The sequence below is a fragment of the Salinisphaera sp. LB1 genome, assembly GCF_003177035.1.
GTDB lineage: Bacteria > Pseudomonadota > Gammaproteobacteria > Nevskiales > Salinisphaeraceae > Salinisphaera.
In genome coordinates, this window is sequence record NZ_CP029488.1 from 4,058,014 (window position 1) to 4,073,747 (window position 15,734).

Consider the following 15,734-nt stretch of genomic DNA (forward strand, 5'->3'; position numbering starts at 1 on the left):
CGCCTCAACCGCGCCGCCATTTGGTGCCCTCGGCCGAATCCTCGAGCACGATACCGGCCGCTGTCAGTTCGTCGCGAATCCGGTCGGCGGTGGCGAAATCCCGGGCCGCGCGCGCGTCGCGCCGCTGCGCGAGCATCGATTCAATGGTCTCGGCGCTCAGGCCGCTCTCGCCGACCCCGCCCGCCTGCAGATAGGCATCGGCGTCCTGTTGCAGCAGGCCGATCATGGCACCGAACTCGCGCAGTCCGGCCGCCAGCGCGGCCTGCCGGTCGCTGTCGTGTTCGCCCGCCCGGTTGGCCTCGCGCGCCATGTCGAACAGCACGGCGATGGCGGCCGGCGTATTCAGGTCATCATCCATCGCTTGCCGGAAGCGCGCCCGGTAATCGGCGTTGATTTCGGCAGTCGCGTCACCGTCAGCCGGCGCATCGCGTAGCGTCGTATACAGCCGGGCCAGCGCGGTCGCGGCGCTGTCCATGGCCTCGGCGTTGTAGGCCAGCGGGCTGCGATAATGCGTGGCCAGCACGAAATAACGGACCGACTCGGCGTCGTATTGCTCGAGCACGTCGCGCAGGGTCAGGAAATTGCCCAGCGACTTCGACATCTTTTCGTCGTCGACGGTCACGAAACCGTTGTGCATCCACAAACCGACGTAGCGCTGCCCCGTCGCCGCCTCGCTCTGGGCGATTTCGTTCTCGTGATGCGGAAACTGCAGGTCCAGGCCGCCGCCGTGGATATCGAACGAGTCGCCCAGGCAATGGGTGGACATGGCCGAGCATTCGATATGCCAGCCTGGGCGGCCCGCGCCCCACGGCGAATCCCAGGACGGCTCGCCCGGCTTGGCCGGCTTCCAGAGCACGAAATCGAGCGGGTCGTCCTTGGCCTCGTTCACCGCGATGCGGGCGCCCGAACGCAGCTCGTCCAGCCGGCGGCCGGACAACGCGCCATAACGCTCGAAGGTGGAGACGTCGTAGTACACCTCGCCGTTGTCGCCGACGTAGGCCGCGCCGCGCTCGATCAGCCGCTCGATCATGTCGATGATCGGCCCGATATGGTCGGTGGCCCGCGGTTCGACGTCGGGCGCGATCAGGCCGAGCGCGGCTTCGTCTTCGGCCAGCGCGGTTGCGAACCGTTCGGCCACCGCTTCGGGCGTGGTGCCGCTCTCGGCCGCGCGCCGGATGATCTTGTCGTCGATGTCGGTGACGTTGCGCACATAGCGCACATGCCAGCGCCGGGCCCGAAGATAGCGCACGAACATGTCGAACACGACCAGAAAACGGGCATGGCCGAGATGGCAATAATCGTAGACCGTAATACCGCAGACATAGAGCCGGACTTTTCCGGGCTCGAGGGTCTTCAGCGGCTCGCGCTGACGCGTCAGGCTGTTAAACAGTTGCAGCATGGGTCGTGCGGTTGGAATACGGTCGGCGCACAGTCTACCGCGTCGTCGCCGCGGCGTAATCGCGCCCGGGCCTTAAATGGATCGCCGACCTTCCTTGCGCGCTCACGGCCGCCGACGCTCAACGCCCGTCGAAGTGGTCCCAGCCGGCGCGCGACAGCGCTTGTGTATCCAGCACACGGCCGGTCGCGTCGGTCAGCCGCAGGCCGGTGGCGCGCTCGATGCGCCCGATGACGGTCAGCGGACAATTCAGCGCGGCCCGCGCCCGCTCGAGGTCGGCCGGGGCGAGAGTGAGGCAGAGTTCGTAATCGTCGCCCCCGGTGGCCTGCAATTGTCGACGCTGGCGGCTATCCACGACATGGCGGGTCAGCGCCGGCGACGCGGGCAGCGCGTCGACGTCGATACGTGCGCCGACATCGCTCGCGGCCAGGATATGGCCGAGATCCGCCAGCAGACCATCGGAGACATCGATCGCGGCATGGGCCAGGCCACGCAGGCGCATGCCGTCGCGCGGGGTCGGCCGGGTCAGGCGCGCGATCAGTGCCCGCGCGTCGGCGCCGGCCTGCGCGCGCCCGGGCCAGCAAGCCAGCCCGGCGGCCGCGTCGCCCAGCGTACCGGTCACCGCCACGAGATCGCCCACCCGGGCCGCATCCCGCCGCAGCGCACTGCCCTGCGGCAACGTGCCGAGCGCGGTGATGGCGACGGTCAGCGTCTCGCTTCGGGTGGTGTCGCCGCCCACGATGTCGATATCGCGGGCCCCGATCGCCTCCCGCGCACCGTCGATGAAGGCATGGCACCACGCCTGCCGCAACACGGGGGCCGCCAGCGCGACCGTCAGCCAGGCCGGATCCGCGCCCATGGCGGCGAGATCGCTCAGATTGACCGCCACGCTCTTGAAGCCGATATCGGCCGCGGGCGTATCGTGCGGGAAATGACGCCCGCCGATCAGGGTATCGGTGGTCACCACGAGCTCGTGGCCGGGCGGCGGCGCCAGGATGGCCGCATCGTCGCCAATGCCGAGCCGGGTATCGGCGCGGCGCGGGCGCAGGCGCTCGCGCAGCGCGCCAATCAGCTCGAACTCGCGCATGTCGCCGCCCGTTAGCGGCGCCGGCCTCTCGCCGCCTCCACCGGGCGCAGGTCGCGCGCGGTAGCATCGAGCACGCCGTTGACGAATCGATGGCCGTCGGTGGCACCGAAGATCTTGGCCAGATTGGTGGCCTCGTTGATCACCGCGGCGAACGGAATCTCCGGACACTCGCGCAGCTCGTAGGTCGCCAGCAGCAGGATCGCGTATTCCACCGGGTCGAGCTGGACGGCGGGCCGGCTCAGGTGCGTGTCGAACGCTTTTTCCAGTCCGGAGACGTCGTACACCACGCCGCGCAGCACCATTTCGAAATACTCGCGATCGAGATCGGCCAGACGACCCGCCCGGGCGAACTGTTCGATCAGCGCGGCAATCTCGGTGCCCGACATACGCCATTGATAGACCGCCTGAACCGCGGCCATGCGGGCCCGAATACGCCGCCCGCCCGGCATTTTCGGCGGCAGCTCCGGCAATTGATCGTCGTTGTGCTCGGGCTCGTTGTCGGCGGCGCCGGCGGCTTCGCCCAGCGACTGATCGCGAATCGGCATGGTGGGGTTACTCGTCCTCGACTTCGATCTGGCGCAGTACGTTGACCATTTCGATCACGGCACTTGCGGCTTCGGCGCCCTTGTTGTGGTCTTCATCGGGCTGGGCCCGGGCATCGGCCTGCTCGGCGTTGTCGGCGGTGATCACGCCGAAACCGACCGGAATGCCATATTCGAGCGCGGTAGCGGACAAGCCCTTGGCACACTCGCCGGCCACATAGTCGAAATGCGGCGTATCGCCGCGGATGACCGCGCCGAGCGCGATGATGCCGTCGTACTTGCCGGAATCGGCGAGCCGGTCCACGGCCAGCGGCAATTCGAACGCCCCGGGCACCTTGACCACGATGACGTCGTCGTCATCGACGCCGCAGTCGGTCAGGACGTCGATCGCACCTTCCAGCAGGCGATCGACGATATCGTCGTTCCAGCGGGTCGATACGATGGCGATCTTGACGCGCTCGCCGTCGAATTCTCCTTGGATGGTCTGCATGCTCGCTACTCTTCCGTTGGCTGCGCCGCATTATCGCACGAGCGCCCAGCTGTGTTGACGTTTCCTGCGGCGCCGCAACCGGCAGGCCGGGCCCCGGCAGACGCGCGGCGAGACGGGGCATGCCGGGCGCGCATTGCGCCACCGGCCGGGCCGGGAACGGCCATCGGCGCGGCGTCGTGGGCAACGGCCATGGATCGAAAGGAATGCGGCGCCTATTCGTGACCGGCAATGCGCGCGAGGTAGCGCGCGATGATATCGATCTCGATGTTGACGCGGTCGCCGATACGAGTGGCGCCCAATGAGGTGTGATGCATCGTGTGCGGGATAATGTTGACGCCGAAACGCCGGCCCGCCACTTCGTTGACGGTGAGGCTGATACCGTCCACCGCCACCGAGCCCTTGGGCGCGATGTAGTGCGCCAGATGCTTGGGCGCCGAGAACGTCAGCCGCCAGGAGCGGGCGTCGGCCACCATTTCCTCGAGCACGCCGATACCGTCGGCATGACCGGCGACCATGTGGCCGCCCAGTGGGTCGCCGGCCCGCAGCGGCGCTTCCAGATTCACCGACGAACCCACCGAACGCTCGCCGAACGTGGTCAGCGACAGGGTTTCCTTGGAGACGTCGGCCGCAAAGCGCGAGCCGTCGACCTCGGTCGCGGTCAGGCACACGCCGGATACGGCGATGCTGTCGCCGACGGCGATCGGGCCGAGATCGGTGTCGCCGATATCGATGGTCAGCCGGGTGTCGCCGTCCTGGGTCTGTTGATCGACGATCGTGCCGAGCCCTTTGACTATGCCTGTAAACATGCGGTCATTCCGATTGAGACAGCGCCGGCCGCGCCGTGATTTTCAGGTCTGTGCCCATCGGCTCGATATTGTCGAACACCAGGGCCTGGGCGTCGTCGAGGCCGACCGCACCGGACAGCGCCATCAGCGCGCGGCCGTTGGCCCCGATAAGCAGCGGCGCAACATAAATCACGAACTCGTCGACCAGCCCGGCCCGGGTGAGCGCACCGGCCAGTGTCGGCCCGGCCTCCACCAGCACGTCGTTGATCTCGCGCTCGCCGAGAATCGCCAGGATACGCGGTAAATCCAGCCCGCCGTCGCCGCGCGGCACGACCCTGACCTCCGCGCCCACGGCTTCCAGCGTCCGCCGGCGTTCGCTGTCCTCGCTGGCCGTGACCACCAGCGTGGCGCCATCGAGGCCCAGCATGCGCGCATCCGCGCGCATGGCCAGATCGCTGTCCAGCACCACGCGCAGCGGCGGCACCCAGTCGCCCGGCAATCGTACATTGAGCGACGGGTCGTCCGCGGCAAGCGTGCCGTGCCCGATCAGTACGGCGCCCGATTCCGCGCGCAGACGATGGACATCGTCGCGCGCGACCTCACCGGTGATCCATTGACTGCTCCCGTCGGCCGCCGCGGTACGCCCGTCCAGGCTCATCGCCAGCTTGATGCGTACGCGCGGGCGTCCCTGCGCCATCCGCAGATTGAAACCGGCATTGAGTGCGGCACAGGCCTCGGCCATGACCCCGGTGACGACCTCGATACCGGCAGCGCGCAGGGCCGCGATGCCCTGCCCGTTCACGGCCGGGTTCGGGTCCTGGGCGCCGATCACGACCCGGGCCACGCCGGCCTCGATCAGCGCCTTCGTGCAGGGCGGCGTGCGGCCGCTGTGACTGCAGGGTTCGAGGGTGACGTAGACGGTGGCCCCTTTCGGGTCGTTGCCGCGGGCGCGCACGTCGTCCAGCGCCTGCACCTCGGCATGGCCCTCACCGGCACGCTGGTGCCAACCCTCGCCGCGCACGACGTTACCCTGCGTAATCACGCAGCCCACCCGCGGGTTGGGCCGCGTCGTGTACCAGCCGCGGCGCGCGAGTTCCATCGCGCGCTGCATGAAAAAGGCGTGCAAAGGCTGGCGGCGCTCGATCGCGCTCATGACGAGTTCTTTCCAGCATCGATCAACGGCAGCTGGCCGCTATCCCGGCCCGGCGTGGATTCCAGCCGCTCGATTTCCTCGCGGAACGCCTGGACGTCCTCGAAACGACGATACACCGAGGCGAAACGCACGTAGGCCACCTGGTCGAGTTCGCGCAGTTCGTCCATCACCCATTCACCCAGCTTGCGCGAGGCCACATCCCGCTCGGGATCGGCGCGCAGGCGCTGCTGGATATGGCTGACGGCGGTATCCACCGCTTCCGGGCCGACCGGGCGCTTGTACAACGCCCGGGTGATGCCCCGGCGCAATTTGGCCACATCGAACGGCTCGGGTGTGCCGTCGTTCTTGACGATACGCGGCATCAGCAACTCGGCCGTTTCGAACGTGGTGAACCGGGTATGGCAGTTCGGACATTCGCGCCGACGCCGCACCTGACTGCCCTCGGCGGCCAGGCGGGAATCGACCACGCGGGTGGCGCGTTCGTCGCAGAAGGGGCACTGCACGATAAAAACCGGCCTCGCGCGGCGCCGGTATCAGGCCGCGCCGCGCGTAGCCGCGCGATACACCGGATAGCGCGAGCACAGTTCGGCCACCGCCGAACGGACCCGCGAAACTTGCGCATCGACATCGCCGCCGTCGGCGTGGGTGTCGAGCACGTCGCAGATCCAGGTTGCGACCTGGCGCATGTCGTCCACGTTGAAGCCGCGCGTCGTGGCCGCGGGCGTGCCGATACGCAGGCCGGAGGTCACAAACGGCGAGCGCGGATCGCCGGGCACGGCGTTCTTGTTGGCGGTGATATGCGCCCTGCCGAGCAGGGCCTCGGCATCCTTGCCGGTGATGTCCTGCTTGACCAGGCTCACCAGCATCAGATGGTTGTCGGTACCGCCCGAGACCACGTCGTAGCCGCGCTCGACGAATACATCGGCCATCGCGGTGGCATTGTCGACGATGCGCTGGGTATAGCTCTGGAAATCGGCGTCGAGCGCCTCCTTGAAGGCCACGGCCTTGGCCGCGATGACGTGCATGAGCGGGCCACCTTGCGTGCCCGGGAAAACGGCCGAGTTGAGCTTCTTGTACAGCTTCTCATCGCCGGCCGCGGACAGAATCAGGCCGCCCCGAGGGCCGCGCAGTGTCTTGTGCGTGGTGGTGGTGACCACATGCGCATGCGGCAACGGGCTCGGATAGATGCCGGTGGCGACCAGGCCGGCCACATGGGCCATGTCGACCAGCAACCAGGCATCGACGCTGTCGGCGATCCGGCGCATGCGCGCCCAGTCGATAGCGCGCGAATAGGCCGAGAACCCGCCGATGATCATCTTCGGCTTGTGTTCCTGTGCCAGGCGTTCGATTTCGTCGTAGTCGAGCCGGCCGGTCGCCTCGTCGAGACCGTACTGCACGGCGTTATAATTCTTGCCGGAGAAGTTGGGCGCGGCGCCATGGGTAAGATGGCCGCCGGCGTCCAGGCTCATGCCGAGGATGGTATCGCCCGGCTTGACCAGCGCCAGAAACACGGCGGCGTTGGCCTGGGCACCGGAATGCGGCTGCACGTTGGCGAAGTCGCAGTTGAACAGCTTACAGGCGCGCTCGATGGCCAGTTTTTCGGCCACATCGACGTATTCGCAGCCACCGTAGAAGCGCTTGCCCGGGTAGCCCTCGGCGTACTTGTTGGTCAGCTGCGAGCCCTGGGCTTCCATGACACGCGGACTGGTGTAGTTCTCCGACGCAATCAGCTCGATGTGGTCTTCCTGGCGCTGATCCTCGTCGGCGATGGCAGCCGCCAGTTCGGGATCGAATTCGGCAATACGCTGGTCGTCATGAAACATGTTGAAACTCCGCTCAGGCGAAAAACGAAAAAGATCACACGAACGCGCCGTAGCGGCGAGCGCGCGACAGGCTCGAAAGCCGTCTGCAATCCTGACAGTCTAGCTCAGCCCGCCGCTGTTCTTCAGGCGCCATCATTCGTGGCGCCAGCGCCAGCCTTTGCTTCGGCCGAGGAGGATTCCTGCTGGCGCAACCGGATGCCCAGCTCGCGCAGCTGCGCGGCGTCGGCCGTCCCCGGCGCGCCGGTCAGCAGGTCCGTCGCAGTCTGGGTCTTCGGGAAGGCAATGACTTCGCGAATCGAGTCCGCGCCGGCCATCAGCATCACCAGACGATCCAGGCCGAAAGCAATGCCGGCATGCGGCGGCGCACCGAACTTGAGCGCTTCCAGCAGGAAGCCGAATTTCTCTTCGGCCTCCTCGCGCGTGATGCCCAGCACGTCGAAGGCGGCCTGCTGCATTTCGGGCGAGTGGATACGCACCGATCCGCCGCCGATCTCCGAGCCGTTCAGGACCATGTCGTAAGCCTTGGCCATCGCCTGGTGGGGCGCCGCCTTGAGCGCTTCGGGGTCGTCGACCGCGGGGGCTGTGAACGGATGATGCGCGGCGTACCAGCGCTTGGTTGCCTCGTCGTATTCGAACATCGGCCAGTCGACCACCCACAGCGGGGCCCAGTCGCCCTGGACACGGCCCAGATCGTGGCCGAGCTTGACGCGCAGCGCGCCCAGCGCGTCGTTGACCACGCTCGTGGAATCCGCGCCGAAGAACAACAGATCGCCGTCGGCCGCACCCGTGCGCTCGACGATGCCGGCCACCGCGTCGTCCGACAGGAATTTAAGGATGGGCGAACTCATGCCCTCGCGGCCCTTGGCGACGTCGCTGATCTTGACGTAGGCCAGACCCTTGGCGCCGTAACGGCCGACGAAGTCGGTATAGCCGTCGATCTGCTTGCGGGTGAGGCTGGCGCCGCCCGGCACCCGCAGCACGGCCACGCGGCCGGTGTCGCTGTTGGCCGGGCCGGAGAACACCTTGAACTCCGCATCCGCAACCAGGTCGGCGATGTCGACCAGCTCCAGGTCGATGCGTAGATCCGGTTTATCGGAACCGAAGCGCCGCATGGCCTCTGCGTAGGGCATGCGCGGGAACGGGTCGGGCAGTTTCACCCCCAGCACGTCGTCGAACAGCTGGCGAATCATCTGTTCGTTGATGCCCATGATGTCGTCGGCATCGACGAACGAGGCCTCGATATCGATCTGGGTGAATTCGGGCTGGCGGTCGGCACGCAGATCCTCGTCGCGGAAGCAGCGCGCGATCTGGTAGTAGCGGTCCATGCCGGCGACCATGAGCAGCTGCTTGAACAGCTGCGGCGACTGCGGCAGCGCGAAGAAATGCCCCGGCTGGGTACGGCTCGGCACCAGATAGTCGCGCGCGCCTTCGGGCGTGGCGCGGGTCAGGATCGGGGTTTCGATATCGAGAAAGCCGAGATCGTCCAGCGCATGGCGCACGGCGCGGGTGACCTGCGCGCGCAGCTGCATGTGGCGCTGCATGCGCGGCTTGCGCAGCTCGACATAGCGATAACGCAGGCGCGCGGCGTCGCCGACCGTCTCGGTCTCGTCGAGCTGGAGCGGCGGCGTTTCGGAGGCGTTGAGGACTTCCAGCGCCGTGGTGTAGACCTCGATCTCGCCCGAGGCCAGATTCGCGTTGATCGTGCCTTCCGGGCGCGCCCGCACGCGGCCGGTCACCTTGATCACGTATTCGCTGCGCAGGCGCTCGGCGGCGGCGAAGGTTTCGGCCTCGTCGGGATCGAACACGACCTGGATCAGCCCGCTGCGATCGCGCAGATCCACGAAGATCACCCCGCCGTGGTCGCGGCGCCGGTGCACCCAGCCGCAGACGGTGATTTCGCTGTCAATCGCAGCGGCGGTGACTTCGCCGCTGTAGTGGGATCGCATCATGGCGCGCGCCTCAAGCCTCGCAAAAGAGCGCGAGTCTACCAAGAGCCCGGCCCCGGCCGGTAGCCCGGCGTAAATAATTCGGGTCGAGCCGCGCACTTGGCGGGCGCGGCTCGACCCCAGCATCAATCGCTACCCGCGCTCGACGATTTGGGCGCCGGCGTCGCGCTTTTCGACTCGCCGCTCGCTTTGCTGCCCGCATCCGCCGATTTCGACTCGCCGCCCGACGACGCACCGCCACCCGACGACTCGCCGTCCGAAGACGACTTCGACGCAGCGCCGTCGCCGGTGACGTTGCGGCGGTTATCGGATTTGAAGTCGGTCTCGTACCAGCCGCCGCCGGCCAGACGAAAACCCGCGGCCGAGACCTTGCGCTTGAGCGCGGCCTGGCCACAGGCCGGACAATCGGTCAGCGGCGCATCGGACAGCTTCTGCAGCTTCTCCAGCGGCTCACCACAATTCGTACACACATATTCATAAATCGGCATTTCCGGGCTCCCAGTGCCAATCGTCGGATTGAAACGCGGCGTATTTTATCCCACCGCGCGCAGCGCGCCAGAGGCGGCAGAGCGTCCGATGCCGTAATACGCGAAACCCGCGGCAGCGACATATGACGGCTTGTAGATGTTGCGGCCGTCGACCAATACCGGCTGCCGCATGCGGCGCGCCAAGTCGTTGAAGTCCGGCGTCCGGAAAATATGCCACTCGGTGACCAGTACGAGCGCATCGGCATCCGTGGCGGCCTCCTCGGCGTTCCGGCAAAGCACGAGATCATCGCGCGCCCCGTAGATGCGGCGCGTCTCATCCATCGCTTCGGGATCGAAGGCATGCACCGTAGCGCCGGCATGCCAGAGCGCTTCCATCAGGGTACAGGCCGGCGCTTCCCGCATGTCATCGGTATTCGGCTTGAACGCCAGGCCCCACAGTGCAATGGTCTTGCCGGCGAGGTCGCCGCCGAAGTGCGCGTACAGCTTGTCGAACAGTACCGTTTTCTGGCGGTTGTTGACGCGCTCGACGGCGTTGATGATCTCGGTGTCGTACCCGATCTTGGCTGCGGTATGCGCCAGCGCGCGCACGTCCTTGGGAAAACACGAGCCACCGAAACCGCACCCCGGGTAGATGAAGTGATAGCCGATGCGATGATCGGCCCCAATCGCCTTGCGTACCTGTTCGATGTCGGCTTCGAGCCGATCGGCCACCTGCGACAGCTCGTTCATCAGGCTGATCTTGGTCGCCAGCATGATATTGGCCGCGTACTTGGTCAGCTCGGCCGAGCGGAGATCCATCACCATGGTGCGGTCGTGCTGGCGATTGAACGGCGCATACAGGGCACGCAGATGATCGGCCGCGCGCTCGTTGTCCACCCCCACCACTATGCGATCGGGCTTCATGAAATCGTCGATCGCGGCCCCTTCCTTGAGGAATTCCGGATTGGAGGCCACATCGAACGTCACCGTCACGCCGCGCGCGGCGATCGCCTTGGCCAGCTGTTCGCGCACTCTGTCGGCGGTACCCACGGGCACGGTCGACTTGGTGATGACCAGGCGATAATCGTTCATGTGCTGGCCGATCGTCTCGGCGACCTTGAGCACGTACTTGAGATCGGCACTGCCATCCCCGTCCGGCGGCGTGCCCACAGCAATGAACTGGAGCATGCCATGCTCGACGGCGGCCGCGGCGTCGGTCGTGAAACGCAGGCGGCCGGCGTCTACGTTTTCGTGCACGAGCGCTTCCAGCCCCGGCTCGAAGATCGGCATTTCACCGCGCGTCAGCCGCGAAATCTTGTCTTCGTCGATATCGACGCACACCACATGATTGCCGCTGTGGGCCAGACATGCCCCGGTGACCAGACCGACGTAACCAGTGCCGAAGATCGTGATGCGCATGATGACCCCTTGTGCTGAGTAGGCGGGAAAGCGGTTGGACGGTTCGCCAATGTGCGTTTTATCGACAATGAAGCGAACGCGCAATGCGCACCAAAAAAAAGCCGCAAACCCTGCGGCTTGCGGCCTTTGGCCATTGACGAAAATGGCGTCCCCAAGGGGATTCGAACCCCTGTCGCTGCCGTGAAAGGGCAGTGTCCTAGGCCTCTAGACGATGGGGACTGACTTTGGTGGAGCCAGGCGGGATCGAACCGCCGACCTCAACACTGCCAGTGTTGCGCTCTCCCAGCTGAGCTATGGCCCCGATGACCTTGCGAGCGGCGCATTATAGACACGCGATCCGCCGTTGCCAACCCTCCGCTTGATTATTTTTGTACGGCCGAGATCAGCGCCTCGATGACGCGATCCTGATCCGCGCTGTCGAGATAGGGATGCATCGGGATGCTGAGCACGCGCCCGGCGGCCGCATCTGATTCGGGCATCGGCACATCCGAATACAGCGGCGGCTGACGATTGAGCGGCACCGGATAGTACACCGCACTCGGAATGCCGGCGGCGTCGAGCCGGCTGCGAACGACATCGCGATCGTCAACCTGGATTGTGTACTGTGCATACACGCTGGTGGCGCGCTCATCGAGTACCGGCGTGACGACATGCCCGGCCAGCCCCTCTCGATAACGCGCGGCCACACGCTCCCGGCGCACGACCTCATCGTCGAACACATCCAGCTTGGCCAGCAGCACCGCTGCCTGCATCGTATCCAGCCGGCCATTGATGCCAAGCATCGGATGATGATAAGGCGCCGTCTGTCCGTGATTGCGCAACTGACGCATGCGTTCAGCCAGATCGGCATCGGTGGTGAACGCCGCCCCGCCGTCGCCGTAGCACCCCAACGGCTTTGCCGGGAAGAACGAGGTCGCCGCCAATAGCGACGCACCGCACGAGCGTTGTCCGGCAAACGTCGCACCAAAACTTTGCGCACCATCCTCGATCACCGGCAGGCCGTGGCGCTCGCCGATGGCGTTGATCGCCGGCATATCGGCCATCTGCCCGAACAGGCTCACCGGCATTATCGCCTTGGTGCGCGGCGTGATGGCGGCCTCGATGCGACTGGCATCGATGTTGTAGGTCGACGGATCGATATCCACGAATACCGGCGTCGCGCCCAGCAGGCCGATCATCTCGCCGGTGGCGATAAACGTGAACGGGCTCGTGATCACCTCGTCCCCCGTGCCGATGCCCAGCGCCATCAGGGTCACCAGCAACGCATCGGTGCCGCTGGAAAGCGCCACGCAGTGCGCTGCCCCCGTGTATTCAGCCAGCCGCCTTTCCAATATCTCGATTTCCGGGCCGTTCACATAGCGGCCATGATCGAGCACGGCATGGATGCCCGCGTCCATCTCTGCCTTGATGCGCCGATACTGCGCCTGAAGATCGATCAACTGCATGACGGCCACCCCGAAGCCCGGAAACTGTTGTCAACGGCGGGAAGTCTAGCATCGGCCATGCTGAACACAGCCGATACACGTTGACCGTCGCAAAATGCGCGGATAAACTTCGCATTCTTCGGGCGGTTAGCTCAGCGGTAGAGCACTGTCTTCACACGGCAGGGGTCACTAGTTCGAATCTAGTACCGCCCACCATTAATTTCAGTTAGTTATAGACGCTTTGCGCAATCCGCAGATTCAGCGATGTGAGTCTTAATAACGCCCTATTAACGAGCGTTCGGACTAACGAATCCCGTCTCGGATCGCGCTTATCAACCGATGAGCGTAGTCTCGGCCGTTGTATTGGCCTCAGCGAGGTCCACCGGACTCGCGTCAGGACTGGCCGAAGATGTACCAATCGAAAGAGACTCCGCGCTCAGTCTAGGATACTGGGCTTGCAGCCAGCGGTCGCTAGACAGATCATCTTTGTGCAAGCACCAATGAGCCTCAAGCAGATGGGCCACGATCGCCGCGTGTCGGCCCCGGCCTGAGGCCTGTCGATGACTGGCAATCCGCTGGTCGCGATGGAAGACTCCCACTGTGGTCTGGTTATAACGCAGATCAACCTCTCAGCTGACCAAAGCATCGGTCACTGAGCAGTTACTAACCCATTCAAAAGTAAAGCCACGTCACCTTGCGTATTGGCATTCGGGGTGACGGAAAAACGCAGCGACCTTGTCGGGCAGTTTTTGCAGGGAATGCAGGAGCGATCGCGCCTGCATCTTGAGTTCGTCCTTGCTCGCGATAGCACCGCGACCCAGCCGACTCTTCACATACCCCCACACCTGCTCATCCGGATTGAGCTCGGGCGAATAGCCCGGCAGGAAGAACAACTCGACGCGGCCGTCGAGGGCCTCCAGCGTCCGTCGGACGCGCTTGGCGCGATGTGTGGGATGGCCATCGACGATGAGAAAGACTTTTTCGTCCGCCGCCGTATCGGCGGCCAGCCGCTGGATGAATCCGGCAAAGACCTCGGCCGTGACCGTGCCCTCGACGAGCTGGAAGCGCAACGACCCGCCGGGACTGATCGCCGACACGAGGTTGATCGAAAAGCGCGCTCCGGTGGCTTCAACAATCGGCGTTTCTCCTGTCGGCGCCCAGGTCGTGCCGGCGTGATAATCCGAGCGCACCCCGGATTCATCGGCAAAATAAATCCGCGCACGCTCGCGTTGGGCGCGCCGTCGAATCTCCGGATAGACCCTCTGCTTCCATTCGGCGACCGCCTCGGGGGATTGCTGCCAGGCCCGGCGTAGCGGGCGCTGCGGCGTAAAACCCAAGCGGCGGAGTACGCGACCCATCGTCACGGCCGAAACCCGCACCCCACGCTCGCGACGCAGCAATTCCCGCACGATGTCGCGAGTCCACAAAGCAAACGCAAAGCGATACTGACGCGGGCCACTGTCCCGCAAGGCGCCGGACAGCCACTGTAGGTCGGCTGCAGTGAACTTGGTCGGCCGACCCGATTTCGCGCGATTGTAGAGTGCCTCTCGCCCCCCGTGATGGGCGCGTTCCAGCCACCGATACACGGTCCGGCGATTCACTCCCAACGCCTCGGCCATCGCCTCCGGACTTTCGCCTTGCGCGATTTGATCCACGGCCCGCAACCGAATCGCCTCTTTCGACTGCGCGTCCAGATGACGGCCGTCATTGCTGCGATTCGTACTCATGATCACAGAACCTATCATATGAGGTTCTACTTATGAACGGATTAGTATGGCTGTCAAGTTCGACGTGATAGCCGATAAAGAGACGCAGGCACGCTTGATATTGCACATGCGCGAAGGTGTTGGCGAGCTATATGCAGATTCTGGTGTATGCGGACTTGATCAAGCGTCGCGCTGGTCGTCGTTGCACTCGCGCGCCTGCTCAATGCAGTCGACGAATATTGCGCCTTGCTCGAGGCGTTCGAGTCATGGATAGCCGCGTGGCCGGCGCCAGCAAGAAGATTTAGTGCCGGAACTGGGCAGGATCCAGCGCTCGACAGCATGACCCCCGGCTCAGCCTTGTCTTTTGCACGCGACACGCAACAGTCGCCACGCCTCAGTCTTACGCCAGCGCCGGTCGACGGACTTAATGTCCGGCGGGTAGCGCTTGGCCCGTAAAGCAGCTACCTAAACCTAAATCGCCGGGGTAACGCTCTCCGTGCGCTGAGACGTGAAGAAAGCAAGAGGGTCCAACTTGGCCCCATTGCAACCAATTGAGCCGTGCGAAATCTGGCCGGCACGGTCGCGCAGCCTGCATCAGTCCCTTTGCTCAAAAAAAACCTGCATGTGTTTTTGAATCGGTCCGGTTACCCCTCGGCTCTTGCGAGCATGGTACACGCAACGGAGGTTGGCCATCCCAGCCGCCGCTACTGAGCATCACTGATTTAGACAGGCAGGACCTAAATGACTGATTCGAAAACTTTAACTACGCGCTCCGCGGCCTTGTACCTAGGTATCTCCGAATCCTGGCTCCGGCAGCGACGCTGCTATGGCCCGAGGCATGGCGAAAAACCCGGGCCACCGTACGTGAAACTCGGTGGTGCAATCCGGTACAGGCGGACCGACCTGGACTTGTGGCTAGCCGACCAACTTGTTGTGACCAGCACAGATCCGGAAGGCCGGGAGACGGGATAGATGGACCGTACGACCGCACACGCGCTGCCTGACTTACGTGGATGCATATACGACGACAATTATCTGGCCAAGCGTGTTGCCTCATCGCTAAGGCACCGAGGCGCAGTGCGAAGCCGCGTTGATCAGATCGCGCCGGCCGCAGGGTTTCATCTGTCCGAGTTGTCGCGGTCATTTGAGCAAGACGCTCGAACGCGCCGACCGCACACAGTGGCAGTGTCTGGCGGTGCCGGCACCAGACCACGGCAACGGCGGGTACGGCCTTCACTGCCCCAAGCCGACGGCCGGGTTCCGGGCCATGCATCGGCCCACCCAGGCCAAGAACAATGTCTCGGCGCTGGAATTGATGCGCCATCTGGGGGTCGGCTACAGCGCCGCGTGGCAGATCAAACATAAGATCCTGCAAACCATGATGGGTCGGGAGTCACGCCGCCAGTTGTGCGGCCGGGTCGAGATCGACGATGCGTACATCGGCGGAGAACGGCCCGGCAAGTGCGGTCGCGGCTCGCCCAAAAAGATCCTGACCA

At 64.9% G+C, this 15,734-nt stretch carries 14 protein-coding genes, 3 tRNA genes and 1 pseudogene; 3 read left to right on the plus strand and 15 right to left on the minus strand.

What is annotated here, in order from left to right; genetic code table 11:
* Positions 1-4: 4 nt before the first annotated feature.
* The 14 genes from cysS to SALB1_RS18260 all read right to left on the minus strand — a co-directional run bounded on the left by cysS (position 5) and on the right by SALB1_RS18260 (position 12,553).
* On the minus strand, positions 5-1,399 hold the full coding sequence (gene cysS / locus SALB1_RS18195) for a cysteine--tRNA ligase (RefSeq protein WP_109995138.1): 1,395 nt from the start codon (positions 1,397-1,399) through the stop codon (positions 5-7).
* Positions 1,400-1,517: 118 nt separating this feature from the next.
* Positions 1,518-2,483 (minus strand): thiamine-phosphate kinase, encoded by a 966-nt coding sequence (gene thiL / locus SALB1_RS18200; protein ID WP_109995139.1) that lies wholly within the window; start codon positions 2,481-2,483, stop codon positions 1,518-1,520.
* Positions 2,484-2,494: 11 nt separating this feature from the next.
* Positions 2,495-3,028 (minus strand): transcription antitermination factor NusB, encoded by a 534-nt coding sequence (nusB, locus tag SALB1_RS18205; RefSeq protein WP_109995140.1) that lies wholly within the window; start codon positions 3,026-3,028, stop codon positions 2,495-2,497.
* A gap of 7 nt (positions 3,029-3,035) precedes the next feature.
* Positions 3,036-3,515 carry a 6,7-dimethyl-8-ribityllumazine synthase gene (gene ribE / locus SALB1_RS18210; protein ID WP_109995141.1) on the minus strand — a complete coding sequence of 160 codons (480 nt, stop codon included), beginning with the start codon at positions 3,513-3,515 and terminating at the stop codon, positions 3,036-3,038.
* Positions 3,516-3,727: 212 nt separating this feature from the next.
* A complete protein-coding gene (locus SALB1_RS18215) occupies positions 3,728-4,321 on the minus strand; it encodes a riboflavin synthase (protein WP_109995142.1) in 594 nt (197 codons plus the stop codon).
* 4 nt (positions 4,322-4,325) lie between these two features.
* Positions 4,326-5,453, minus strand: coding sequence for a bifunctional diaminohydroxyphosphoribosylaminopyrimidine deaminase/5-amino-6-(5-phosphoribosylamino)uracil reductase RibD (ribD, locus tag SALB1_RS18220; RefSeq protein ID WP_199678863.1), 1,128 nt, complete (start codon positions 5,451-5,453; stop codon positions 4,326-4,328).
* Positions 5,450-5,956 carry a transcriptional regulator NrdR gene (nrdR, locus tag SALB1_RS18225; protein ID WP_109995143.1) on the minus strand — a complete coding sequence of 169 codons (507 nt, stop codon included), beginning with the start codon at positions 5,954-5,956 and terminating at the stop codon, positions 5,450-5,452. Before nrdR ends, ribD begins: the two co-directional genes overlap by 4 nt.
* A gap of 30 nt (positions 5,957-5,986) precedes the next feature.
* Positions 5,987-7,276 carry a serine hydroxymethyltransferase gene (glyA, locus tag SALB1_RS18230; protein WP_109995144.1) on the minus strand — a complete coding sequence of 430 codons (1,290 nt, stop codon included), beginning with the start codon at positions 7,274-7,276 and terminating at the stop codon, positions 5,987-5,989.
* 122 nt (positions 7,277-7,398) lie between these two features.
* Entirely contained in the window at positions 7,399-9,222 is a 1,824-nt protein-coding gene (aspS, locus tag SALB1_RS18235; RefSeq protein WP_109995532.1) for an aspartate--tRNA ligase, read from the minus strand.
* A 125-nt stretch (positions 9,223-9,347) separates the two neighbouring features.
* Positions 9,348-9,710 (minus strand): FmdB family zinc ribbon protein, encoded by a 363-nt coding sequence (locus SALB1_RS18240; RefSeq protein ID WP_109995145.1) that lies wholly within the window; start codon positions 9,708-9,710, stop codon positions 9,348-9,350.
* A gap of 45 nt (positions 9,711-9,755) precedes the next feature.
* Complete coding sequence (locus SALB1_RS18245) at positions 9,756-11,108, minus strand: UDP-glucose/GDP-mannose dehydrogenase family protein (protein WP_109995533.1); 1,353 nt, start codon at positions 11,106-11,108, stop codon at positions 9,756-9,758.
* 143 nt (positions 11,109-11,251) lie between these two features.
* Positions 11,252-11,327 (minus strand) — tRNA-Glu (locus tag SALB1_RS18250).
* Positions 11,328-11,333: 6 nt separating this feature from the next.
* Positions 11,334-11,409, minus strand: a tRNA-Ala gene (locus SALB1_RS18255).
* Between the two features lie 61 nt (positions 11,410-11,470).
* The gene (locus tag SALB1_RS18260) at positions 11,471-12,553 is read right to left on the minus strand and encodes a DegT/DnrJ/EryC1/StrS aminotransferase family protein (RefSeq protein WP_109995146.1); all 1,083 of its coding nucleotides are present in this window, start codon (positions 12,551-12,553) and stop codon (positions 11,471-11,473) included.
* Positions 12,554-12,673: 120 nt separating this feature from the next.
* Here SALB1_RS18260 and SALB1_RS18265 point away from each other — a divergent pair.
* Positions 12,674-12,748: transfer RNA gene (locus SALB1_RS18265), tRNA-Val, on the plus strand.
* A 473-nt stretch (positions 12,749-13,221) separates the two neighbouring features.
* Here SALB1_RS18265 and SALB1_RS18270 read toward each other — a convergent pair.
* Complete coding sequence (locus tag SALB1_RS18270; protein ID WP_109995147.1) at positions 13,222-14,259, minus strand: IS630 family transposase; 1,038 nt, start codon at positions 14,257-14,259, stop codon at positions 13,222-13,224.
* 720 nt (positions 14,260-14,979) lie between these two features.
* On the opposite strand from SALB1_RS18270, the gene SALB1_RS20030 reads away from it, so the two are divergent.
* Both SALB1_RS20030 and SALB1_RS19660 read left to right on the plus strand, forming a co-directional pair.
* On the plus strand, positions 14,980-15,210 hold the full coding sequence (locus SALB1_RS20030; RefSeq protein WP_109995148.1) for a helix-turn-helix domain-containing protein: 231 nt from the start codon (positions 14,980-14,982) through the stop codon (positions 15,208-15,210).
* Between the two features lie 91 nt (positions 15,211-15,301).
* Positions 15,302-15,727: pseudogene (locus SALB1_RS19660) on the plus strand (transposase); the annotation flags it as partial.
* Positions 15,728-15,734: the final 7 nt, after the last annotated feature.